Origin of the sequence: Desulfoluna butyratoxydans (genome assembly GCF_900699765.1) — a bacterium.
Classification (GTDB): Bacteria; Desulfobacterota; Desulfobacteria; order Desulfobacterales; family Desulfolunaceae; genus Desulfoluna; species Desulfoluna butyratoxydans.
The window spans coordinates 434,806-458,340 of sequence record NZ_CAADHO010000003.1; the positions used below are offsets into that span (position 1 = coordinate 434,806).

Genomic DNA, 23,535 nt, shown 5'->3' on the forward strand with positions numbered 1-23,535 from the left:
GCTCAGGGCCAGGGGCTAAGCGTGATGGACGTTCGGCGATCCCATGACATGGCGTCGGCGTTCATCCCCACGTATCATCCGCACAATTATTTTTTCCTCTATCTATCCGCCGGTTCCGGCATCAGCTCCATTTTTTTCCCAACTCTTCCAATCCTGCATTGGCCAGGTCCTCAGGGGACATGACGATCCGGAAATGGACATCTGCGTCAAAATTCAGGTGAAAGGGCTCCGAGTAGAAGGGCAGGCCCGAAGCGTTGGTGGCGTTGATGATCAGGACGGCGGCCCGCATGCCGTTCTCCTCGGTGAACCAGACGGAAAACGGTTTTATCTCTTCGAGGATTTCATCCAGCAGGATAACGGCGGTCCCTTTTTTCACCAGGGTGTTGAACGGCTCGTGGGGAAACGTGACATGCATGAGCATCTTCATGATGGCCCTCCTTGGGTTGACGGGTGGGTGGTGCGTGTCGGCAGCCGTGCGGCGACGGATCAATGGCCCGGGGTCGAAAGAAAGGCGCTGAGGCGAGGGGTGGGCGACGGCACAAGGAGGGGCGGCTGCGGTGGTATGGACTTGTATTAAAATACAGGGGTTTCGGGTTTGTTTCAAGGGGGAAGGGGAGGGCGGTGAAAGGTGGTAGGGGATAGGGGGAGTGAATGGTGAATAGTGAATGGGGAATAGAAGGTTGATAGGAAAGAAAGGGCATGGGGGATAGGCCGTAGGGTGCATTTTATGCACCAGGGTTCGTTTTTACTTCGTTCCCATGGTGGTGGGGAACATGGAATGGCTGTGTGTTATCAGCCGTGGAGGCAGAGCCTCCGGGCAGCATTTCCAGGCGGAGCCTGGAAACGAACGGTAAGCTTGTGTGCGGTTTGGGCTTGAACCGTTCCTGCCCCTGGGTATGGCCGTTGATGGGGCAGGGGACGTTTTTATCTCGCTCCCAGGCTCTGCCTGGGAGTGAGGTGCGCAAGGCTCCGCCTTGTCAGGTCGCACTCCATGGTGGTGGGAAAAATGGCATGGCTGCGTGGTAGCAGCCGTGGAGGCAGAGCCTCCGGGCAGCATCCCCAGGCGGAGCCTGGGAACGAACGGTGCGCTTGTGTGCGGTTTGAGTTTGAAATGTTTCTGCCCCTGGGTATGGCCGTTGAGGGGGCTGGGGACGTTTTCACCTCGCTCCCAGGCTCTGCCTGGGAGTGAGGGGTGCAAGGCTCCGCCTTGCCTGGTCGCATTCCATGGTAGAGGTAAACATGGGATGGCTGTGGGGTATCAGCCGTGGAGGCAGAGTCTCCGGGCAGCATCCCCAGGCGGAGCCTGGGAACGAATGGTACGTTTCGGCCGTTGACCACGGGCGCAGCCCGTCAGCGAATGTGACAACCCGAGGCATCCGCCTACGCCCTTGTCTGTGTGCCACCACGTGCACCATGTCGTTGGGCTACGGCGCGACACGCGAGGGTTGGAGCATTCGCGAACCAAGGGATTTAGGGCCATACCACGAATAAATTACACATGACGGGATCATCCCATAAGTCCTCAGCATGATGCTTTGATCGTTGCTTCGACACATAACGAATTTAAGGTGGAGTATCGTTATGTATTATTATTTTAGGGCATAGCCCTTATCCCCTGCCTTTGGGCTTGGCCCGGTTGGTGGCCACGGCGGTGAGGGGATCGTCGGGCCAGGGGTGTTTGGGGTAGCGGGCTTTGAGCTCTTTTTTCACCTCGGGGTAGGTGTTGGTCCAGAAGCTGGAAAGGTCACGGGTGACCTGCATGGGACGTGAGGCAGGGGAGAGGAGGTGACAGGTCACATGAATCCTGCCGTCTGCCACCTTTGGCGTCTCGGTGAGGCCGAAGAGCTGCTGGATGCGGGCGGCAAGGACCGGGGGCTCACCGGTGCCGTAGTCCAGGGGGATGCGGGTGCCGCTGGGGATGGCCATGTGGGTGGGGGCCATGCGATCTATTTTCCGGTGCCAGGCATAGGGGATGAGGGCGGTGAGGGCACCGGCCAGGTCCATTTTGCTTAAGGCCCCCATGCTTGTGATACCAATGAGAAAAGGGGCCAGCCACTGGGGGGCGGAGGTTTCCAGGGCGGTCTCCGAGAGATCGGGCAGCTCATCAAACCCTGCGTGATTGCGAAGAAAAAGAACCCGGGCCTGGAGACTTCGGGTTGTTTTGTTCCAGGGGAGAACCGACAGGCCCCGGGACTGAATACCCTGGATGAGCGCGTCGGTGACGGCACCGGCATCCGGCTTTTTCAATGGCTTTTCAGACAGGATCACGGCGCCCAGGCTGCGGCGCGTCACCGCCTCCACCCGCCCTTTTTTCTCGTTCCAGAATACCTTTTCTTCGGCTGCAATGCGGTGGCCGTGATCTGCCTCAAGGGCTTCCATGGTCAGGGGGGCGGCCAGGTAAACGCGGGCGTTCTGTCGGTTGCCGTCCAGATCTGCCACGGCCACAAAGGGTTCAAAGGCAAGGGGATCGGACTCATGGATGACGGCGCCGCCCCCTGAGGCCATCTGGAAGTGACCGGGCCGTCCCGGCCGTGCCATGGCGATGCGGTCTGGAAAGGCAAGGGAAACAAGACGCCCGGCAAGGGCGGGATCCTTGGCAGCCCCTTTGACGCCCAGGCGCGCGCTGAGCTGGCGGGATGTTTCCCGGATGCGGGCCGCAGCCCCGGGGTTGAGTGTTTGACCCCGAGACCCTTTTTGCATCATGGCTTCCATGCGCAGGCGGATGTCTGTTTCGTTTCGGCCTCCGGTGAGGGGATCCCGTTCCGTGAGCAGGGCGGCCAGGAGGCAGGCCTCGGGGCCCGCCTTTTTCTCCTTTGCCATAAGGATCATGTGGGCCAGCCTGGGGTGGACGCCGGGGCGCGTCATGGCCTTGCCGTGGGCCGTGATGCGGCCTTTCTCATCTAAGGCGCCCAGTTTTTGGAGCACGTCCCGGGCCTGGGCGCAGGACCCTTCGGGGGGCACGTCGAGCCAGGTGAGTTCGGCAGGGTCGGTGACTCCCCAGAGGGCAAGCTCCAGCACCAGTGGGGCCAGGTCTGCGCTAAGGATTTCCGGTGCGGTAAAGGGCGTGAGGGTGGTTGTGCGGGCCTCGCTCCAGAGGCGGTAGCAGGTGCCCGGGGCGGTTCGCCCGGCCCGTCCCCTCCGCTGGTCTGCCGAGGCCTTGGAGACGGGCAGGGTCACCAGGCGGCCCATGCCCGACCCCGGTGAAAACCGGGAGACCCGCATGAGCCCGGCATCCACCACCAGGGTCACCCCGTCGATGGTCAGGGAGGTCTCGGCAATGGCCGTAGCCAGCACCACCTTGCGACGCCCGGCAGGGGACGGCTTGATGGCCTTGTCCTGGTCGGCCTTGGTGAGGGCCCCGAACAGGGGGTAGAGGTCCGTCTGGGGCGGGAGATCCATTTTTCGGAGCCGCTCTTCCACCCGCCGGATCTCGCCTGCCCCGGGCAGGAAGACGAGCATGTCGCCCTCTTCTTCGGCAAGGCCCCTGGCCACGGCACGGGCGCAGGCGGCCTCGATGTCCCGGCGTGTGGGGGTTGGTTCTTTTAAGGGCAGGTGACAGGTGGTAACGGGAAAGGCCCGGCCTTCGGAGGTGATAACAGGGGCGTCTCCGAGAAGCGCGGCCGCAGGGGCGGCGTCCAGGGTGGCGCTCATGATGAGGATGCGCAGGTCGTCCCGCAGCACCCCCTGGCACTCCAGGGTGAGGGCCAGCCCCAGGTCGCTGTTCAGGTTCCGCTCGTGGAATTCGTCGAAGATCACCAGGCCGATGCCCGAGAGCTCCGGGTCGGACTGGATCATCCGCGTGAGGATCCCTTCGGTGACCACCTCGATGCGTGTGGCCTCCGAGGTTTTTTTCTCCATGCGGATGCGATAGCCCACGGTCTTTCCGACCTGTTCGCCGAGCATCTCTGCCATGCGTGTTGCTGAGGCTCGGGCCGCAAGGCGCCTGGGCTCCAGCATCACGATTTTTTGTCCGGCAAGGAACGGGGCCTCCAACAGGGCCAGGGGGACCCCGGTGGTCTTTCCCGCGCCGGGCGGGGCTTGTATCACGGCCGAAGGCCCTGCTTCAAGGGCATCGCGAATGTCGTCCAGAACATCATGTATGGGTAGTGTCGGGCTCATGGGTGGGTTGTATACTACGCGCCCCGGTAAATGCAAAACGTATCTGCCTGGCCATGCTCCGGCGGGTCGTTTTTCGAAAAACCACCCGCCTGCCCCCTGAAGCCGCGGGCTTACCTGGAGCTCTGTGCCGCAATGGTTACCGGTTGAGTGCGGCGAATCTCCGCAACATACGTTTCAAGGGCTTCATGGGTTGCATAGGCAACAAGGCGGTCATCCACGAAAATATTGACATACCCTTCAGGCGACCGGAGACCCACAACGGATTGCATCGTGCCGTCCTCAAACCGGAGGTCCATTTTTATGGAACTGCTGTCCGGTGTGGTGATGTCGATGGATTCCACCGGCATCCCCAGAAAGGAGAGGGGAGCTTCCGTTGCCGCCGGGTCCAGATTATCGTCGACCTTCATCCAGGCATCCACGGGGGTATCGACAATGGCCGGCTTTTTTTTGGTGATGGGGTTTGTGCCTGTCCAGAACTCGATGCTGTTGATGATGAACAGGTCGATGATGGATGTAACGGCATAGATGGGTGCCCCGAGGATATAAATCCCGGCTCGGCCGTAGCGGTTGTCAACGAGCTTGAGGTTGACGCCGATGGCTTTCTGGCTGAGGCCCATCTGTCCCATACAGCCCATGCCGTACATGGTGATCAGAAAACCAATGAGAAGTCCCGTTGTCTTTTTCATGTGATCTCTCCCTTGTTGATGGTGGGTGTCTGCACCCCATTTCCGACGGGGTGCATCATGCGGGGGTGTGGCTTTGTGGCTGGGTTCAGCGGGTGATGCGAAATAGTTGAAGATACGTGTCTGTTCCTCAGGCTTTTTCTGACGATCAGGCCGTATTCAGGCGCGTGGCGTCCGGGGCGGGTGATTTTCAAGGGGGTATGGGTAGGGGTGAAGTGGCGAGTTGCCTGGAATCGTTGCGTAAATATAACATTATTATAAACGTATTATCAATAGGGCCTGGGGGCAGAAGGAAATGGGTCTTTTCTGCAGAAACGGTTGCATGGTGTCTGCCCCTCTGCATTCGCTGTAGGGTTTTCCATGTCGCAAGAGGCCCCGAACGTATCCTGTTCGGGCAACACACTTTCGAGGTGTTCATCTCGCCACCGGAGGTTTTTTCCCATTCACGTTAGCCATAGAGGGCATCCGGATCCGGTATGGGATATTCGGGTGATCAATGATTTGTCGCGAGAATATTGAAATTATCGTTTTGACCCCCTGCGATTCCGGGTGGTACGAATCGCGGAACCTGAAACGGGGCCCGTGGGGCCGCATGGATGATGCATTGCATATGAAGGGGGAACAATGAAGATCCAAGACGAATTCACGACCTTTACGGTGGCCCTGATTCCCGTGGCCATGGCTGTCAATATCGCGGTGGGCCAGCTCGTGGCCCTGCTGAAACTCCCGGTCTACCTGGACTGCATCGGCACTCTCCTTGTGGGATTTGCCTGCGGGCCCTTTGCAGGGGCGGTGACCGGAGGGCTTTCCAATGTGGCCTGGGGCCTTTTCTCTCCATCGGCGCTGCCCTTTTTTCCCGTGGCGGCCTGGATCGGTTTTGCCGCCGGGTTTTGCGCCCGCTGGGGCCTGGCCGATACCTGGTGGAAAGCTGCCCTGTCCGGCGTGGTGGTTGCCGTGACCACTCCCTTTGTGGCAACGCCCATCGTGGTCTTTGTCTACGGCGGGGTAGAGGGCAGCGGTGCGTCTCTTATTACCGCTGTGCTGGTGAAATCCGGCATCAAGGTAACCTCGGCCGCGTTTTACAAGAACCTGATGGTGGAGCCCCTGGACAAGGTTCCCACGGCCCTGGTGGCCTTTGCCCTGATTCGTTCCCTGCCGGATCGAATGCTGGCCCGTTTGCCCCGGTTTTCGGCGTAGCTTTGTCGCCTATGCCTTCTCTTCTTCTCTCATGGACTCCCTGGACCCGGCTTTGCCTGCTGGCGGGCATGGTACCGGTAACGTTTCTGCTTTTTGAGCCGCCTTTGAGCCTGTTGCCTCTGGCCGTGGTCCTGCCCCTGGGGCTCACGAGCGGTGCGGCGGTGAAATGGGTGGGCAGGACCCTGGCCTTTTTGGTGCCTTTTGTCCTGCTCCTTGCCTTGATGTACCTTGTGGCCATGCCCCGTTCCGGCGATATTCTCTGGGCCTGCGGCCCCTTTGAGGTGGGCCGGGACAATGCTCTTCTGGCTTTATCCGTTTTTTCCCGGGTGGGGGTGATGCTCTCCTCTTTGTGCCTTTTTTCGGTCTCCACCACAGGGGCTGAGCTCCTGACCGACCTGCGCGGACGCGGCGCATCCCCGTTTCTGGTGTATGTGCTGGCTACCACCTTGAACCTGGTGCCCCTGCTCAGGCATCGTGCGTCCTGCGTGTTGGATGCCCAGAGGGCCCGGGGTCTTGATGTTGATGGACACCTTCTGGCCCGGGCACGGCGCCTGGTGCCCCTGGTGGGGCCGCTGATTCTGGGGGCTCTTGCCGATGTGGAGAAGCGGGCCATGGCCCTGGAGCTTCGCGGCGGTCTGAGGCGGCATCCGGTGGAGGATTGTTGTGAATCCATGGGAGAGGTAAGCCTTCGCCTGGTTTCAGCCGTCATGGTGGGCGGTGCGTTGGGGTATCGGGTATGGATGTTGTTCGGTTAAAAACGTGTTCCTTTACATATGCGGGGGCCTCAATGCCCAGCCTGGGGGACGTGAGTTTTTCCATGAAAGAGGGGGAGTGCCTTGCGGTGCTGGGGGCCGACGGATCGGGGCGCACGACCCTTTTGTCACTTCTTGCAGGGCTCATGGTCCGGTTTTATCCCGGCCGCCTTACCGGAGAGTGCCTTGTGCACGGGACCCCTTGTGGTGTGCGTCGTTCTAAACGCGCGGCCCTTTCCCTGGAAGACCCCACCGCGCAGTTTTCAGGTGTTGCCTTCTCCGTTTTTGACGAGGTGGGCCTGGCCCTTGGGGGCGATGGCGCAGAAAGACGCGGGGAGGCTGTGCACCGTCTCTTGTCGTGTGTGGGGGCAGACCATCTCGCGGATCGCAACCCCTTTACCCTCTCAGGCGGAGAAGCCAGGCGCGTGGCCCTTGCCGTGCTTCTGGCCGGTGCCCCCGACCTTCTGCTGCTTGACGAGCCCTTTGGCCAGCTGGATCCCGCGTCCCGGGATGAGGTGACAGGGGTGCTTCGGGACCTTAAGGCCCGGGGGGCAACTCTGGTGATTTCGGGCAGCGATGCGGGAGAGGTTTCAGGTCTTGCGGACCGGGCCGTGGTCCTTGAGACAGGAAGGCTGGTGTATGACGGGGCTCTGGCAGCGTTGCCCGAGGACGGCGATCCCGAAGGGTGGGGGCTGACCCTGCCCCTTGTGACCCGTGTTGCCCAAGTTGCAAGGATGCGTGGGCTCTACGCTGGGCCGTTGCCCCTGGATCTTGACGCCGCAGAAGGGAGGTGGCGGCTGTGATACGCACGGACAATCTTACCTATGGATACGGTGACGGGCCATCGGCGGTTCACGGGGTCTCCTTTGCCCTGACGGCCGGGACATCCCTTGCGGTGGTGGGACCCAACGGATCGGGCAAGAGCACCCTGCTGCGCCTTTTGGCGGGCCTGCTCTCTCCCTGCCGGGGGGCTGTTTCCATTGCAGGCTTTCCCATTGATACCCTGCGGCCCTCACTCCGGGCGCGCCATGTGGCCATTCTTTTCCAGAATCCGGATGATCAGATATTTGCGACCCGTGTGCGGGACGAGTTGCGGTTTGCACCGGTGCAGGCAGGCGTGCCGTCCCATGTTATCGATGAGCGCATGGACCGCGCGGCTGCGCTGTGCGGCATCCGGGAAGACCTTGATCGAAACCCCCATGACCTTTCCCGGGCCCGTCGCAAAAGGGTGTGCCTGGCGTCGGTTTACATGATGGAGACCCCCCTGGTGCTCCTGGACGAGCCCCTTTCCGGCCAGGATGCGGCAGGACGGCGGGTGGTGATGCAGATGATGGCTGCCTTAAGGTCCCGGGGCCGCACGGTGGTGGCCGTGACCCACGACATGAATTTTGCCGCATCCTTTGATTCCATGCTGGTCCTCAGGGCAGGCGGCGTTTGTGCCGTGGGGGACCCGCGCAGCCTTTTCTCCGATCCTTCCCTTGATCTTCCCCTTCCCGATGCCCTGGTCCTGGGGCGCAGGCTTGGATTGCATGATACCTGCCTGACCGAGGGGGAGCTTCTCGAGGCCCTCAACCCGCTTTAGTCTTTAGCCCGGATATTTCATGAGAAAACAACCAGTCAAAAGAAAAATGCCATTATTTCGGGTGTCTGCAGTAAAAATACCAGCTGTTTTGAAACTGCAAAATGTAAATCGACGTTTGCTGCTTGAGTTTCTCACCCTTCGGGCGAGCCGAGTGCACCCATCTTCTGCGTTATCAGAGCTTTTATAAAACCACGACATCTGCAGCACTGATGCCTTGAATATGGAGCACTCGACTCGTGAAATATCCGGGTTAGCCTCCGGAGGTGGCGAGGTGAGCCACCTCGAAGGTGTATTGCCTCTGCGATGTGTCCTTCGTCCACTCGGGTCAAACCCTGCCCGGCTTTAAAATTACATGTATTCAAACTGTTTTTGTTGAATTTGTTTGTTAAACTTTTAAAAGTTTAGCCCCCGGCAGGGCCGCCGGAGGCTTTTTTTTTGCTGAATCAGGCCGACATGCGCTTCAGGTCGGTTTTGAGTACCTTGCCCACGGAGGATTCGGGCATGGCGTCGATGATGTGGATTTCCGCGGGCCATTTGTACTTGGCCAGCTCTTTATGGCAGTGGGTCATGAGGGACTCCACCGACGGGGTTCTGCCCGGCCTGGGGGTGACAAAGGCCTTGATGTTTTCTCCGCGCCGGGTATCGGCAACACCGATGACGGCAGCTTTGAGGACGTCCCCATGGGCCTGGAGCACCTCTTCCACCTCCCTCGGGTAGATGCTGTAGCCGCTTGAGATGATCACGTCTTTTTTACGGTCCACGATGTAAAAGTACCCGTCTTCATCCATCCAGGCGATATCCCCGGACGTGAGCCAGCCGTTTTGAAACGCCGTTTCGTTTTCCCCGTACTGGCCCAGGTAGCCACAGGAGACCTGGGGGCCCTTGAACCACATTTCTCCCGCCTCGCCGGTTGCGAGTTCCCGCGTACCGGTCTCCAGGTCCATGATGCGCACCTCGGTTCCGGGGAAGGGGATGCCGATGCTTCCGGGTTTGTTTCTGCCTTTCAGGGGGTTGAGGTGGGTCTGGGGGGAGGTTTCGGTCATGCCGTAGCCTTCGTTGATGGTGATGCCGGTGCGCTCCTTGAATCGGTGGAAAATCTCTTCGGGAAGGGAGGAGGCGCCGGAAGTGATGAGTTTGAAGGAGGTCATGTCCGTTCCGGCAAGGGCTTTTTCTTCCAGGAGGTCCGAGAGCATGGTGGGAACCATGGGGGCCAGGGTGGGCTTGAACTTGCGGATGGCATCCAGGAGTTTGCCCGGTTTGGGCCTGGGCTCCAGCACCACGGACCATCCCATGTGGACGGGGAGGTTCATGGCCGTGGACATGCCCAGCACATGGAAGAAGGGGGGAGCGGCCAGCACCCGTTCATCGGCTTTTTCAAGCTGGAACCAGGCCTCATACATCTGGGCCATGCAGGTGAGGTTGGTGTGGGTCAGCATGGCCGCCTTGGGACGTCCGGTGGTGCCGCCTGTGTATTGGTAGACCGCCACCTCCTCGGGGTGGATGGCGGGCTCGGGGATGGGGGTTCCCCGCAAGGCCATGGCATCCTTCCAGCTGTAGACGCGGTCGGTTGCAGGTACTTTAGCGGCAAGGCCCTTTTTTCCGGCTTTGAAAGAAAACACCCATTTAAGGTGTGTGGGGAGAAAGTCGCCCAGGGAGGCATAAATCACGACCTCTATCTGGTTTTTGTCACGAAGGGCAATGGCCCGTTGGGCAAGGAGATCCAGGGTGATGAGAAGCTTGGCATCGGCGTCGTTCATCTGGTGGTTGAGCTCCCGGTCGCTGGCCAGGGGATTGGCCATCACCACAATGGCACCGATGGTAAGGGCCGCATAGTAGGAGACCACCGTTGCCACGGTGTTGGGAAGCCAGATTCCCACCACGTCGCCTTTGCGGATGCCCAGGGTGGTGAGGGTGATGGAGAAGGTCCGTACCAGAACCTGGAGTTCGGCGTAGGTGATATGGTGTCCCTGATAGATGAGGGCCGTGTGCTGGGGGTATCGTCCCACCGTGGTCTGGAACATCTGAGGCAGTGTGAGGCGGCGATAATCAATGACGGTGGGGACGCCTTTGTCGTAGTGAGCCAGCCATGGCTTGTCTGAGCAGGTGAGGGTGATCATGTCTTTCTCCGCAGGAGATAAAAGGTTTAACCACTGTTCATCCCGATGACGACGGTTTTAAGATACGGATAGTTGATCTTTTAAAGTCTGTCAATAACACCTCGAAATAAATGAAGTATTATGGATGGTTGTTCCCGCAATGGGTGCGGAGGCCGGGTGGTCAGAAAGAGCTGATGGGGCCTGTATGCCTGAGCCCGGGCCCCGGTTACACGAGGGCAAAGGGATGGTCAGAGGGGTTCGGTGGAAGGGGGCTCCGGTAAGGCCCGCTGAGGGTTGGTGTATGTTTTGGGTCTATAAAAAAATTAGGCACGCCTAAAATTTTAGTTGACCCAAAAAATATTTGGGATTATGTATAGCCCAGGTTCGAGAGTGATGTTCTCGCCCCACGGGGGGACAGGACATGCCCTGTATCGACGACTGATATTTACACAACCATGCGGAGGGCATATGGCACGCGCACTGATTATTTTTGGATCCACCACTGGAAATACGGAAAACACGGCAGAACGCATCGGCGGAATCCTCAGCGCCAAAGGGCTTGAGGTAACCGTTGAAAATGTGAGCGACGTCACCTTGGGCAACGAGTCCGACTATGATCTGGTCCTCTACGGATGTTCCACCTGGGGCGAGGATGAGATTGAGCTTCAGGACGACTTCATCGACTACTACGAAGCCATGGACAAGGCTGCCTTGAGTGGCAAGAAGGTGGGGGTCTTCGGTTGCGGAGACAGCGCCTACACCTATTTTTGCGGTGCGGTGGACGCCATTGAAGAGAAGGTACGGCAGATCGGTGGAAAGCTGGTTGCCGAGGGCCTCAAAATCGACGGGGAGCCCGACGATTACGAGGCAGAAATCGACGCATGGGCCGAGCAGGTGGCGGCCGCATAACGCTTATGGCCCGGGGCCTGAGGGTCCCGGGTGCTTATTACACTGATTTAAACCCCATTTAAGGATAAGGCGATACGCCGGAGGAGCTGTACGATGACGAAGAGAGAATCCAAGGTCATGCGTTCGTTTCAGATTAAGATGATGACAAGATTGGCCCAGGGAAAATTCGACTCCGTGGATTTGAAAAACGACCTCTTCGTCAAGTGGCTGGTGGGTTTCCTTGCAGAATCCAGGGTTCCTTTTAAACTGGTGCCCCTGGGCGGCGGCGTAACCCGTATCCTTCACTCCGGTGGGCTGTGCCCCCTGTGCAGCGGCACCGGCATCATCCACGCCGAGGAGCCGGTTCTTTCGGAATCCCCCGATCCCAGCTCAATCATCCCGGAAGAGGAGGCACACTCCTGTTGCGGCGATGGCTCCTGCGGCGGAGGCAGCTCCTGTTGCGGCGGTTCATGCTGTAAAGAAAAACGCAACGCTGCGTAATTTAATCCGGTTTTCTATCCCTTCCCACATCCTCCTTCCCGTAGGTTCCCAGGCAGCGACGATGCTGTCCCCTGACACAGGCAGCCCCGCAAGGGGCTGCTTCTTCCTTGTGGCCCGGATTCGACTTGTGAAATATACGGGTTAGTTCTGTGATATAAAAAGGAAATCACCGCCGTCGTGGCCAGCCTTTCGGATGTCACCGTATTCCGGGGTTTGGTCCGCGTTCAGAATCACCGTCCGTCTGAGTTGAGAGAACACTTCCGTGCCTTCGATGACGGTGTTGTTGGCCTTCAAGGCGTTGATGAAGGCAGCCGCAAAGACAGAGTGGCCGTTGCTGCCGCTGTCTTCTACGGGCTCAAGGCCCCCCGACGCCATGGCAATACGGGCTTTCTGTTTGCACAGCCGGTTGAAATAGCCCGGTATTTTGCGGTTGATATGGATTGCGCGGGTAAGTTTTCCCGAGTAACAGCTGTCGGCGACGACAAGCACATGCTTGGCTTCATTGGCGCGTATGGAGGCGGTGATGGTTGAGTTTGAGATCCAGTTGGACTCGTCGTTAAGGGTAGCGTCCGCGGGGAGCCAGTACCCCTCATCTGCTTTGTTGTCCAGCCAGCCGTGTCCGGCATAATAAATGAGGAGGTTGTCCTGCCTGGTGAGTTTATTTCTCAGGTTCCCGAGGGCGGTGATAATGTCGGACCGACCCGGATTTTTAAGGAATGTGACATCAAACCCATATTTTCGACGGAGAATGTCGGAGACAACCCGGGCGTCATTGATTGCGGTTTTCAGATGGGTGAGATTCGGGTAGTTGTCGATGCCAATGACAAGAGCGTGGTAGGTCCCGAAGTTGATGGCCGGGACGACGGGCGGTTCATTGCCCTCCGGCTTAAGGGGGGCGACGGGCTGGTGGGGCCGTTGGGGAGGTTGGGTCAAGGCAATGATCCGCTTGTCCGTTGTGAGCTGGTTGGTGATCTTTTCGAAGGCGGATTTATAGCAACTCCTCAGAGCTGAAACGGCTTTTCCGTTGCGGAAAAAGCCATAAAAAGTAACTGAAAACGGTTGACTGTCATCCGCGTCAAACTGCGCTACGCGTTTGCCTGTGTGATCATACACATGGCTGGATATGGAGACAGAGGCCTCCCCCTTTTTCGGTTGAAAAGGCCAGTATAATGGCATCGGGTAGATTGCGGGCCAGGATAACCACCAGTTGAAGTGGTGGGATTCTTTGGGGGTGATGACCGTCCTTATGATGAGTGACTTTTCCCCACGGGATGGGTCCACCTCAGTGTAGTCAAGGACATCGGAAAAGTAGCGGGCTTGGTTCAGGTAGTGTTTAAAATTGGTCTCGATTTTGTCCTGGTCTACAGGATCGGCACTGTTGATTTCAACAGAATCAACGTAAAGGGAAAAATCACTCCTTGTGGGCAAGCTGGACTCGGGCGGAATGGGGGGAAGGGATGCAAGGTTTACTTTCATGCAGCCCGATAATAGGAATATTATTGAAATGAATAATAAACAGCTGACTGATTTTGTCTTGTTCATTGAGATGTCCTTGAACCCGGTATTTTGATAAAAATGTATGTATAACATGGCCATTCGGATGAGTCAAAACGAGGGAGGCGGGCAAGGTTTTGCAAGGGGAAATGAAGCAGAAGAACTGCTATTTTATGTACTCAATGGAGAACAACAAAACGGCTCAAGGATACCTTGAGCCGTTTTGTTGCCTTATTGCGTTCTATTAAAATGTATACCCCAAGGTGACGGCGCCCAGGTGGGTCACCCCGTTTTTGGAGGTGCCGTCGAGGATGCCGGGGACGCCATTTGCTTTCTTGTAGGTTACCTTTTCCGCCTTGATGTAGGTGTAGGCCAGGTCCAGGGTCCAGCTGCCGAAGGAGCAGCCCGTGCCCACCCCGATGAGATGGCGGTCATCGGCAGGGATCATGTAATCCACGTACTGGGCGTTTTCCGGGGCTTCGTCAAAGCAGTAGCTGGCCCGGAGGTCCCAGTTGTCGGTGATGCCGTACTCCACGCCGAGGTTGTAACGCCAGACGTCGTCATAGTTTTTGGGCTGGGGTATATGGCCTTGGCCATCAATGTCCAGGTCCAGGTCGGTGTAGGTGGACCAGCGGGTTTGAATGGCCCCCACCTCCACGCTCAGGTTTTTGGCGGGGTACCAGGCGATGCCGAAGTTGAGCATGTCCGGCAGGATCACGGAGCCGGTGGTGTGGTAATCGCCGTCTTTGGGGGAGTGGGTGCCTGAGAGGGTGGTGTCTCCGCTGGCATCGATCTTTGCCTGGCTGTGGTAACCGAATCCGAAACGCCAGTTGTCCAGTCTGTAGTGGATCCCGGCGGTGAGGGCGGTGCCGTCGCCATCGGCGGTGAGGGCGGAGGTGGGGGACATGGACGGAGGGAGAAGCTTGTCATCAGGGCCTTTAGCGGGAAGCCTCTTTTTAATGTCCAGATCCACGTAAACATACTCCACGCCCACGGCCACAGAGAGTCGGTCCGTTACCTTGTAGGCGATGTTCGGGTTCAGTGAGGCGCTTTTGATGGTGGCCTCAAAGACGTTGAAGGCGCCGGGCCAGTCGTCGTGGTACTTGAAGCCCAGGCCGAAACGGGAGAATTCGCCGATGCCTGCGGCCCATCTGTCGTTGATGCGGTGGGTCAGGTAAAACTGGGGGATGGCGAAGATGTGGTTGTCGCTCTTGGACGTGGTGACACCCCCAGACGCTGGGGTTTCCACCTCACAGACGGGGTGGGCAAAGGTGGCCCCGAGGGCGACCTGGGTGCCCTCAAGCTGGGTCAGGCCCGCAGGGTTGAAGGCCACTGCCGACGGGTCGTCGGCGCGTCCCACCAGGGTACCGCCCAGGGCGTTGCCCCGTGCGCTCCATTCATACAGTGCAAAACCGGCGGCGGATGCGGAGCCCGCAGCCGCCATGACCAAAAGACACGACACAAAAAAACTCAGGAACTGACGCTTCACTTTTTCCCCTTCTGACATACAAAAAGGTCCGGGGTACAGACCACTCGCCTGCGAACCCGGCTACCCGTTCTGTGGTGATGTTGAGGGCTATGATCAGTGTTTTTATATGGGATCTTAAAACACCAATTGAGCTATTTCTTAAGAAATACTCACACATAAATCCCCAAAAAATTAAAACGCGAAATCAGCGGTGGCAGAAGCTTTCCGCTTTTATTCTCTTGATACGCCCACGCGATAAATTCAGTTATCAATACCTGTAGGAATAGAGAACTCTCTATGCAGGGCGGATAGTTCATATCTTGCCTGCTTGCCGGAAGCAATGAATTTTCAACTGTTCCCTGGCAAGGACGAATCATGCTGCACAGGGCAGGCGAAAGGAGCACCGAAAATGCGGTGGGTTAGGGCGTGCTTTCGGAAAAACGGTAACGGGAAAGCAGTTGTTGCAGATGCCTGGGGCTCTTCGGTTTCAAGGCAAGGGGACGGCAAGGAGAGGCCCTTGAAAGCAGGTGTGAGAAACGTCGGGGGTCATCTCCGGTCTTGCTCCCGCTCTTCAATCGTGGGGATGACTTGTGTGTTGCTGATCAGTAAATATTGCTATTTCTTCCTTGATCATCGGGTGGTATCTCTCGTATAGCTGACTCATCCGTTTTACCCGGATATTTTGAGAGAAATCGACCGGGACAAATTAATAAGACCTTTATTACAACCGGTTACTCTTGGAAATCAGGCAGTTCAAATCCGTGTAACCTGTAATTGGCCGTTTTCGGGCCGATGTTGCTTTTGGAGCGTTCGAGAAAAGATGGTACCGCGTTTTGCATTCACAGGTCGCGGGGTCTATGAGAAATCCATGGAGCAGGTATGAGTTCAAATTCACTTATTATTCTTTCTGTTACACTCTACAAGCTGGCCTCTCTTTCGGTGGGGAGCCTCTTCGCCCTTCTGGGGTTTCGTCTGTTTATGGCCAATATTTGGGGAAACGCGGGCGAGCTTGAAACGGAATTTGGGGATACCAAACTGGTTGTAAAGAAAGCAGCCCCAGGGACTTTCTTCGCCCTGTTCGGTGCCGCCATCATTGCCTTGACCCTGTATAAGGGCATGGAGCTGAAGAGTCACACAAGCGATTTGGTCAACGGAACGTACATCCAGACCACGGATGAGGACGCAGGGGACACGACCTGACCCTCGACGGACCAGGATTTCAAAAATCCGACGCACGTCTCAACGGCGTGTTCCCCCTATTCATTGATATTTGATGCTGTCGTTATTTTCTGACAATTTGAACTGTGAGGAGAGGACCTTGAAACTTGCATTGCGATGTTTTGTTGTGGTGGGCCTTATGGGGTTTGTGTGTGCCTGTGCGACAAGCGAGAATACCGGTGACAATGTGATGCGCGGTATGTACGAAAGCTCCAGGCAACTACAGGAAACAGATCGATGTCATGCGCCTTCACCAGGGCTGGAGATTCCCACCTATGACCAGTACAACCGGTACAGGCACGGTTAATCTCGTATCATCAGCGAGTGGGAGGTGTTTCTCCGACGGACAAGAAGTTAAGTTACCGCCTGATTACCGGAAAAGACCATGCCGGTTTCTGTAAGAGGATTTCAGCGCTCATTGACGAGGGATACGTGCTGTATGGCTCTCCGTCAGCCACATAACGGCAAAGAGTCATTGTCGCTCAAGCGGTTGTTTTGCCGGAAATACGTCGTGAGAGGGCTTCGTCCTGACATGGGAGTGTGTCTCCCCTCCTTTCGTTTTTACATGCTGCATCCCGTTACCAGGGCTCTGCTGCCATGGTATCGATATGTACGTATGGCCGGGTAGATGTGGGCCGACGTGTTCCCTGTAAAATACCGGCTATTCTTGTTTCGCATTTTGTGGTTTGATAGGACTCTGTGGGATCACAATTGGATCGGCATTTAGTTTGAGAGGGGCGGTGGATCCAAAGGGTCCCCTGTCTATTCAGTTTGCCGTGTCTATGCTGGCTCGCCCAAAAGCTGAGAAAATCAAACAGCAAACGCTGATTTACATTTTGCATTTTCAAAATAGCTGACATTTTATTGTAGCCTTTCCGAAATGATATCATTTTCCTTTCGGGTGGTTTTTTTATGAAACATCCGGCTATATAAGCACAAGGACTGTTCAATGCCTTCACTCGATTTTGAAAAAGAAAAAAAGACCTTCAGAGCATATTACGACCAGAATTTTCAGATACTCGATGAGGCAAGAAAATCCTTTGTCACGTTGGTAAAAGCACTGATAACAAATGATTCTTCCCTCACGGGTTCCACTGTCTACGGGCGTGTGAAACAGAAAGAAGAGTGCATTAAGAAATTTTCCCGTAAATATCGCTCGAAGCTTGAAGAAACAGAGACTCACTATGAAATAAAAGAATACATTACGGATTTGATCGGGTTAAGGGTGGTGTGTCTCTATCAGGACGATATAGAAAAATTATCGGACATGCTCAATGAACACTTCGATGTGATTGACGTGACGGATAAAATCTCTGAATTGGAGAGCACGGAAGACTCTTTTGGCTACAAAGGGCTTCACGTGGATCTACGATTAAATGAGGACAGGAGAAACCTTCCTGAATACAAGCCGTATAGTGAATTTAATTTTGAAATTCAAATACGAACCATTATCCAGGATTCCTGGAGTGCCCTTGACCACAAAATCAAATACAAAAAATCAATTCCACAGCACCTTAAAAGAAGAATCAATGTTCTCTCTGCGCTGTTCGAATTGGCAGATAGCGAATTTAGAGAGATACGGGACGCCACCCTTGCCGAGATTGAAAAGGCCAGCAAGGAAGATATCCCTTCCCCCACATCTGATGCTGAACCCGAACAGAAAACGAAAAAGAATAAAAATGTCTATGAACTCAACGCGTTCAACTTCCTTAGGATCGGCGGGCATTTTTTCAGTAACTACGAGTTTGAAACCCATAAAGTGGATGGGTTTGTTCAAAATGTCCATGAGTTGTGCCCGGGGATAACGCGGGCAAAATTTCATAAGCTGATAAATAAGAATATTACCAAAGTAAAAGCCTACAATGATTATTCTATAAAAAAGAATCAGACTGAGGGGTTTAACCCCTATTCAGTCATTCGGCATTGCCTGTACCTGGGGAACAGAACAACCTTTCGAAGGGTCCTTGCAAACGCTGCCAGAAAATCCTTTGACGAATGGCTTGACGCGAATCCATAAAGAGCAAAGGGCCTGCCCACCAAATGATGTAATCCATTACATCATTCCTGCCATGCTATAACCTGAATTCCCTAAATCTACCCGTGATGTTCCATATGTGGTGTTCGTGTTTTGCTTGATTCGCTACATGTTGGTGGTATGTTTTTTGCTGATTTTGGCGGTCAACACAAGAAAAAGCCAAACCCGATGTGAGTCGGGGACGGAAAGCCCACGGGTCTCATGGGGAGATGGCCGGGTTGCTCTTGCCGCAAAAGCAAAGGACTGCAGAAAATGAGAAAAATTTTATGTATGTTATGCTTTTTGGTGTTTGCTTTGGCCGGGCCGCTGGGGGCGACAACCATCGACCCCACCCAGGGCTGGACCGGGTATTTTGGCTGGACCGGTGGGTTGGGTCAGATCGACAGCATCGACCAGGATTCGACCCAGGACGAGTGGTATATTACTGTGGCCGAAGATTCCAGCATGGCTGTGGCCACAGCCTGGGATGCGTTTGTCCCCGGCGATGAGTTCGCTTTTTATGTTGATGGTGCCGAGGTGGCCTGGGACGAGACCTATGTGGACGGAAGCGGGTATTTCCATGGCCTGTACAACGACCTGTTCCTTACCGCCGGTACCCACACACTGACCTTCTTCGTGACGGCAATGGCTGACGGTTTTGACTATGGTGGCGCCTATGCAGAATTCTCTCCTGTGGATGCTGCTGCGCCCGTTCCCGAGCCCGCAACATTTTTTCTGCTTGGGGCAGGGTTGCTTGGGTTTGCAGGCTTGAGGCGAAAGAAGATGGCCAGCTAAATTTTACTTTGATGACTCTGGCGGGCAGATGGCACGATCTCTGCCCGCCTGTTTTTTTGGGGTGGGGGATAAAGAATGGGTAAGAGGGGCGGCGAGTCTCGTCCAGGCGACCCCGCCTCCGACACAGCGGAGCCTTGCCCCACTGCGTTTCAGCACGCATTAAAAAAGGGCTTTGACGGCATATTTCGCGTCAGAGCCCTTTTTTGGATGCGGGTTTCAAGGGGCTTACCGGATCAACACAGGCGCTGAGTTGGTGGTCTTCAGTTTACTGTCTTACGTGTCAGAAAGATCATGTGCAGGAGTTTTCTTTTCTGGGGCGTGGTGAGGACATCCTTGGACTTGAGCTTGTATTTTACCTTGTTGTCGATGAGCTTGGTTCCCAGGTCGGTGATGGCCAGAAGGAGCTTGTCCACTTTGTCGCTGTCAACTTCCTCGTTGATCAGCTCGTTTTCAAGGTCGATGACCTTGAACTTGATATCTCGTTTGATTTTCAGTTCATTGATCATCATCTGGGTTCTGTTGCTGATGATCTCTTTGACCTGTTTGTCGCTGAGCCCCAAGAGGTCGATGAGGTCGTCCAGCTGAACATAGGTCGGAAGGGCCTTGTCCGCATATTCATCCTCGAATTCCAGGCTGTGGACGAGGCGGAAGCGCTGTTCCTGGGTCAGGACGTTTTTGATTTTGAGGATGTACTCCACCTTGGTCCGGATCATTTTTCCGTAGAGTTTGCTGATGTCCGTGACCAGCCTGTTGACATTCCTGGCTGTTTTTCTCTCCTCACGGCTCGTTGTGACCTGATCCTCCTGGCGAAGTATGGTGGTGAGCTCGGAGAATTTGGACTCGATTTCCGTCATCATCTCGTTTTCTTTGCCAATGTACTCTTCAATGGTGTCCCCTATGAGATCCATCTGCTCGGCAGTGAGGTCAAAGGTGTCCAGGGGAAGCAGCTTGCTTTCCGCTGCGAGTGCCGAACCGGAGCTTGACAACAGAAAACCAACCAGGATCAGAAGGATCCATACACAACGTTTTTTGAGTGACATCATGGCGCTTTCCTTTGTTGGTGGTTAGGGAATCCGCAACAATAACACGGGCAATAACAGAACCTGTGCATGCCTGGGGCAGGCTGACATGGCATGGAAAAGACTGGGCAGGGAGAATCCTGCCGGGATATCTGCCCTGCTTGGATGCGTCTCAGGATGGGATGGGCGGAAAGGTGGGGGGCGCCGCCCTTCTCCCGCGCGGCAGAAGGGCGGGGGACGGCGGCGGGTATGCATGTAATCGACTCAAAGTATACGGAATTTAGGCGCGGTTAGCAACTGTGCAGCGCCAAGGCCTGCTTATTCCTGAGCGCCGGGGCCAGGGGCGGCCTTGCCGGTGAGGTGAGCGATGTCCACGGCCACCACCGTGGTTTTGTCACAGGCGTTGCTGATGTAAGCCTCCCCGGAGGAGACATGGTCGGGAGAGAGCCTGCGGACAAGGGCCAGGAGCCCCTCTTTTTTCTCGTCTCCCTCCAGGATGCGGGCCGTGCCGAAGGCCACGACGCTCTGGAACCGGGTGGTGAATTTTTCCGGTACGACCTCAGCCTGTGTCACCACGCAGAAGGAGACCCGGGAACAATGGGCGATGTTGTCCAGTTTGTGACCTGACGGGGCGCAGTGGAAAACGATCCGCCCGTCGTGGAGCACATAGTTGAGGGGAACCCCGTAGGGAGTACCGTCCTCACCGACGGTGGAGAGGGTTCCATATTCCCCTGCTTTGAGGATATCAAGGGCGGCTTCGTGGCTGAGGCCTTTTTTGGCGCGTTTCATTTCTTTGAACACCTTATTACTCCTTCGGTCTTGTTTCCGTGGTGGCTCCCCGGAAAAGGGATACCCTGGGCTGTTTTGTCTGCTGTGTCAGATGACAGCATACACCGGCTTTTGCCCGGCCAAAAGAGGGGGAATGAAAAAAGAGCTGGAAACGGGGGGCGGACAATGAAAACAAAAAGGTTTGATAAACAGGCCTTAAGAAAATATGGTTAGCCCGGATAGTTCACGACTCGAATGCACCCATATTCAAGGCATCAGAGCTGCAGATGTAGTGGTTTACCTCACTGCTCTGATAACGCAGCAGAAGACCGATTCATTCTTTTTAACCCAGGAGACCCCATGAAAACCACGACGTCCATTTTGCTCAGTCTGATTGTTCTTTTTGCTTCAAGCTCACTGGCCTTTGGCGCTGAAACAGCAACGGGAACCAACCCAACCGGCGAAATCAGGGCCGCCATGGAGACCAGCAAGGGCGTGATCAACCTGACCCTTTACGCAGACAAAGCCCCCGTCACCGTGGCCAACTTCGTGAACCTTGCCAACCGTGGCTTCTACGACGGCCTGATTTTTCATCGCGTCATCGACAACTTCATGATCCAGGGCGGATGCCCCCAGGGCACAGGACGAGGAAACCCCGGTTACCGGTTCCAGGACGAATTCCACCCCGATCTCCGCCACAGCGGCCCCGGCACCCTCTCCATGGCAAACGCGGGCCCCAACACCAACGGCAGCCAGTTTTTTATCACCCACGTGGCAACCCCCTGGCTCGATAAAAGGCACTCCGTGTTTGGCCATGTGGTGAGCGACAAAGATCAGGAGGTGGTGAACAAGATCAAGCGCGGGGATCGCATCATCAAGGTTACCATTTCAGGCGACACACGTGCCCTTCTTGATGAGCAAAAAGAGCACATTGCCGCGTGGAATAAAACCCTCGATTCAAAATAACCCCGGTGGGAGGGGGGCCGTCCGAAGGCCCGTGCATGAACGAACAAGGGTTGTGCCGTTTTTTTTTATGGCGCAACCCTTTTTTTGTTACCGTGAGGCGTCGAGCCTTTTTTCAAGGACGCGGACGCCCAAGGTCAGCGAGAGGGTGAGGGCGAGGTAGAGGAGTGCCACCACGTTGTAGGTTTCGAAGAATTGAAACGTGGAGGCGGAGTAGACCTTCCCCAGCTGGGTGATGTCCTGGACCCCTAAGGCGGAGACAAGGGCCGAGTCCTTGATCATGGCCACAAAGTCGTTGGCCAGGGGAGGAAGCACCGTTCGGATGGCCTGGGGGAGGATGACGTGCTGCATGGCCTGGCGGCGGCTCATGCCCGAGGCAATGGCCGCTTCCATCTGACCGGAGGGGATGGCCTCGATGCCCGCCCGGAAGATTTCCGCGATAAAGGCGCTGTAGCCCAGGGTGAGGGCGAGGATGGCTCGCACAACAAAGCTGATGTCTCGGACGCTGATCTTATCAAAGAGGCCCGCCTCAATAAGGGGCGAGGCGACCCAGTTGAGGCCTTTGACCAGGGACGGGGCGCCCACAAAGGCGATGTAGTAGAGAATGATCAGCATGGGGATGCCGCGGACGATCTCTATGTAAAAGGTTGCCACTTCGCGGATCACCCGATTTGAGGAGATGCGCATGAGCCCGAAGAGGAGGCCCAGGGCGGTGGCTGCCGCATAGGCAATGAGGGAGACATAGAGGGTGGTGTAAAGGCCCCGGGTGAGGGCGGAGAAGATGACGCCGTAGGATTCGCTCCGCACCATGTGCCAGGTGGCGATGCAGCCGAAAAACAGGGCGGCAAGCAGCCACGAGGGGATGGACGAGAACAGGGGGAAACGCCGATGTGCAGCTTTCATGGGGGCTCCGAAAAACAGGGAAGAGTGGTCTATACGCCAGGCGGCCCTTCATCCCACGGGGTGAAGGGCCGCTGCATCAAGGCGAGCTACTTGTTGTACTCGTAGAACCACTTGGTGTTGAGCTTGTCCAGGAAGCCGTCTTTTTTCATGGACTCAATGGCCTGGTTGAAGGGCTCCACAAGATCGGAGCCCGGGGTGAAGATGAACCCGAACTCTTCTGTGCCCAGGGGGCCGCCCACGATCTTCAGCTTGCCGGGCATGGCGCCCATGTAGCCTCGGCTGGAGGCCGCATCCATGAGGACCATGTCCACGTCTCCGGCCACCATGGCCTGAACCGCGGCGCCGAAGTTTTCAAACAGCTTGATGCGGGGGTTGGCCTCGTTGCCGTCCAGAACGCTGTAAACACCCACGTAGAAGTTGGTTGTCCCGGCCTGGGAGCCGATGAGGAGTTTCTTGTCTGCGGCAAACGCCTTCTCGTCTGCAAAGCGGTCTTCATCGGCGCGCACCAGCATGAACTGCTGAGTGACCATGTAAGGCACGGAGAAGTCCACCTGTTTTTTGCGCTTTTCGTTGATGGTGATGCCGTCCATGCCCACATCGAACTGGCCCTCGCGGATGGCGGAGATCATGGTATCCCAGGTGCAGACATCCCACTGGATTTCGCAGTTGAGGCGGCGCCCGATCTCATTGACCGCATCGTATTCCCATCCCACGGCTTTACCGGTTGCCGGGTCCACAAAGTTCAGGGGCGTGTAGTCGTTGCCGGTGACGGCTGCGACCTTTCTGCCTTTGAGGTCGGGGAGGGCATCGCTGGCCGCGGCAGCCGTCGCAACGGTCAACAGGGTTGCCAGGACGGCGATACAGGCTTTTCCAGTCCACTTCATCTTGTCTCTCCTTCTTTCCGGGTGCAACGCGAGGTTCCCTCGCATGGGTCAGGCATCTTTTTTCATAACAAAAAAAGAAAAATCGGAACCATTCATATAACCTGGCCGGTACGCAAGTCAACCATTGCCTCCGGCAGGTGGCTTTTTGAAAAAAGCTCCCCCAAAAACGTTCCGGTTGCATGGCGTTGGAA

General features: G+C 56.3%; 21 protein-coding genes and 1 riboswitch. Of the genes, 11 read left to right on the top strand and 10 right to left on the bottom strand.

The features are described 5' to 3' along the window. Window positions 1-121: 121 nt before the first annotated feature. From MSL71_RS10755 to MSL71_RS10765, 3 genes are all read right to left on the bottom strand, one after another. Complete coding sequence (locus MSL71_RS10755) at window positions 122-427, bottom strand: panthothenate synthetase (protein ID WP_180140089.1); 306 nt, start codon at window positions 425-427, stop codon at window positions 122-124. A gap of 1,181 nt (window positions 428-1,608) precedes the next feature. Further along, window positions 1,609-4,119 carry an ATP-dependent helicase HrpB gene (gene hrpB, locus MSL71_RS10760; RefSeq protein ID WP_180140091.1) on the bottom strand — a complete coding sequence of 837 codons (2,511 nt, stop codon included), beginning with the start codon at window positions 4,117-4,119 and terminating at the stop codon, window positions 1,609-1,611. 110 nt (window positions 4,120-4,229) lie between these two features. Further along, complete coding sequence (locus tag MSL71_RS10765; RefSeq protein WP_180140093.1) at window positions 4,230-4,805, bottom strand: DUF3332 family protein; 576 nt, start codon at window positions 4,803-4,805, stop codon at window positions 4,230-4,232. Window positions 4,806-5,426: 621 nt separating this feature from the next. Between MSL71_RS10765 and MSL71_RS10770 the strand changes: the two genes are divergently transcribed. From MSL71_RS10770 to MSL71_RS10785, 4 genes are read left to right on the top strand one after another with little or no spacing between them, the layout of a single operon-like run. Beyond that, window positions 5,427-5,999 (top strand): ECF transporter S component, encoded by a 573-nt coding sequence (locus MSL71_RS10770; RefSeq protein WP_180140095.1) that lies wholly within the window; start codon window positions 5,427-5,429, stop codon window positions 5,997-5,999. Window positions 6,000-6,010: 11 nt separating this feature from the next. After that, window positions 6,011-6,754 carry an energy-coupling factor transporter transmembrane component T family protein gene (locus tag MSL71_RS10775; RefSeq protein WP_180140097.1) on the top strand — a complete coding sequence of 248 codons (744 nt, stop codon included), beginning with the start codon at window positions 6,011-6,013 and terminating at the stop codon, window positions 6,752-6,754. Between the two features lie 32 nt (window positions 6,755-6,786). Beyond that, window positions 6,787-7,554, top strand: a complete 768-nt coding sequence (locus MSL71_RS10780) for an ABC transporter ATP-binding protein (RefSeq protein ID WP_180140098.1) — start codon at window positions 6,787-6,789, stop codon at window positions 7,552-7,554. Next, window positions 7,551-8,333, top strand: a complete 783-nt coding sequence (locus MSL71_RS10785) for an energy-coupling factor ABC transporter ATP-binding protein (protein ID WP_180140100.1) — start codon at window positions 7,551-7,553, stop codon at window positions 8,331-8,333. The genes MSL71_RS10780 and MSL71_RS10785 overlap by 4 nt, the downstream gene beginning before the upstream one ends. A gap of 443 nt (window positions 8,334-8,776) precedes the next feature. On the opposite strand, the gene MSL71_RS10790 is transcribed toward MSL71_RS10785, so the two are convergent. Beyond that, on the bottom strand, window positions 8,777-10,450 hold the full coding sequence (locus MSL71_RS10790; RefSeq protein ID WP_180140102.1) for a long-chain-fatty-acid--CoA ligase: 1,674 nt from the start codon (window positions 10,448-10,450) through the stop codon (window positions 8,777-8,779). 447 nt (window positions 10,451-10,897) lie between these two features. Between MSL71_RS10790 and MSL71_RS10795 the strand changes: the two genes are divergently transcribed. Together MSL71_RS10795 and MSL71_RS10800 are read left to right on the top strand one after the other, a co-directional pair. Further along, window positions 10,898-11,338 (top strand): flavodoxin, encoded by a 441-nt coding sequence (locus MSL71_RS10795; protein ID WP_180140104.1) that lies wholly within the window; start codon window positions 10,898-10,900, stop codon window positions 11,336-11,338. 93 nt (window positions 11,339-11,431) lie between these two features. Then, on the top strand, window positions 11,432-11,818 hold the full coding sequence (locus tag MSL71_RS10800) for a hypothetical protein (RefSeq protein ID WP_180140106.1): 387 nt from the start codon (window positions 11,432-11,434) through the stop codon (window positions 11,816-11,818). A gap of 141 nt (window positions 11,819-11,959) precedes the next feature. Here MSL71_RS10800 and MSL71_RS10805 read toward each other — a convergent pair whose 3' ends face one another. Further along, entirely contained in the window at window positions 11,960-13,360 is a 1,401-nt protein-coding gene (locus MSL71_RS10805) for a caspase family protein (RefSeq protein ID WP_180140108.1), read from the bottom strand. A gap of 196 nt (window positions 13,361-13,556) precedes the next feature. Beyond that, a complete protein-coding gene (locus MSL71_RS10810) occupies window positions 13,557-14,801 on the bottom strand; it encodes an OmpP1/FadL family transporter (RefSeq protein ID WP_180140110.1) in 1,245 nt (414 codons plus the stop codon). 858 nt (window positions 14,802-15,659) lie between these two features. Here MSL71_RS10810 and MSL71_RS10815 point away from each other — a divergent pair. The 4 genes from MSL71_RS10815 (at window position 15,660) to MSL71_RS10830 (ending at window position 18,807) form a co-directional block, all read left to right on the top strand. After that, window positions 15,660-15,980, top strand: coding sequence for a hypothetical protein (locus MSL71_RS10815; protein WP_180140112.1), 321 nt, complete (start codon window positions 15,660-15,662; stop codon window positions 15,978-15,980). Between the two features lie 342 nt (window positions 15,981-16,322). After that, window positions 16,323-16,460: a DUF1737 domain-containing protein gene (locus tag MSL71_RS26895; RefSeq protein ID WP_180140114.1), complete on the top strand. Its 138-nt coding sequence runs from the start codon at window positions 16,323-16,325 to the stop codon at window positions 16,458-16,460. Between the two features lie 487 nt (window positions 16,461-16,947). Next, window positions 16,948-18,015 (top strand): GTP pyrophosphokinase, encoded by a 1,068-nt coding sequence (locus MSL71_RS10825; RefSeq protein ID WP_180140116.1) that lies wholly within the window; start codon window positions 16,948-16,950, stop codon window positions 18,013-18,015. A 166-nt stretch (window positions 18,016-18,181) separates the two neighbouring features. Then, window positions 18,182-18,259: riboswitch (cyclic di-GMP riboswitch) on the top strand. Between the two features lie 44 nt (window positions 18,260-18,303). Beyond that, window positions 18,304-18,807, top strand: a complete 504-nt coding sequence (locus tag MSL71_RS10830; RefSeq protein ID WP_180140119.1) for a PEP-CTERM sorting domain-containing protein — start codon at window positions 18,304-18,306, stop codon at window positions 18,805-18,807. Between the two features lie 260 nt (window positions 18,808-19,067). On the opposite strand, the gene MSL71_RS10835 is transcribed toward MSL71_RS10830, so the two are convergent. Both MSL71_RS10835 and MSL71_RS10840 read right to left on the bottom strand, forming a co-directional pair. Further along, window positions 19,068-19,850 carry a hypothetical protein gene (locus tag MSL71_RS10835; RefSeq protein WP_180140121.1) on the bottom strand — a complete coding sequence of 261 codons (783 nt, stop codon included), beginning with the start codon at window positions 19,848-19,850 and terminating at the stop codon, window positions 19,068-19,070. Between the two features lie 294 nt (window positions 19,851-20,144). Then, the gene (locus MSL71_RS10840; RefSeq protein WP_180140123.1) at window positions 20,145-20,627 is read right to left on the bottom strand and encodes a pyridoxamine 5'-phosphate oxidase family protein; all 483 of its coding nucleotides are present in this window, start codon (window positions 20,625-20,627) and stop codon (window positions 20,145-20,147) included. Window positions 20,628-20,954: 327 nt separating this feature from the next. Between MSL71_RS10840 and MSL71_RS10845 the strand changes: the two genes are divergently transcribed. Then, on the top strand, window positions 20,955-21,560 hold the full coding sequence (locus tag MSL71_RS10845) for a peptidylprolyl isomerase (RefSeq protein ID WP_180140125.1): 606 nt from the start codon (window positions 20,955-20,957) through the stop codon (window positions 21,558-21,560). 87 nt (window positions 21,561-21,647) lie between these two features. Here MSL71_RS10845 and MSL71_RS10850 read toward each other — a convergent pair whose 3' ends face one another. Beyond that, window positions 21,648-22,460 (bottom strand): amino acid ABC transporter permease, encoded by an 813-nt coding sequence (locus tag MSL71_RS10850; protein ID WP_180140126.1) that lies wholly within the window; start codon window positions 22,458-22,460, stop codon window positions 21,648-21,650. A gap of 86 nt (window positions 22,461-22,546) precedes the next feature. After that, window positions 22,547-23,344, bottom strand: coding sequence for a substrate-binding periplasmic protein (locus MSL71_RS10855; protein ID WP_180140127.1), 798 nt, complete (start codon window positions 23,342-23,344; stop codon window positions 22,547-22,549). Window positions 23,345-23,535: the final 191 nt, after the last annotated feature.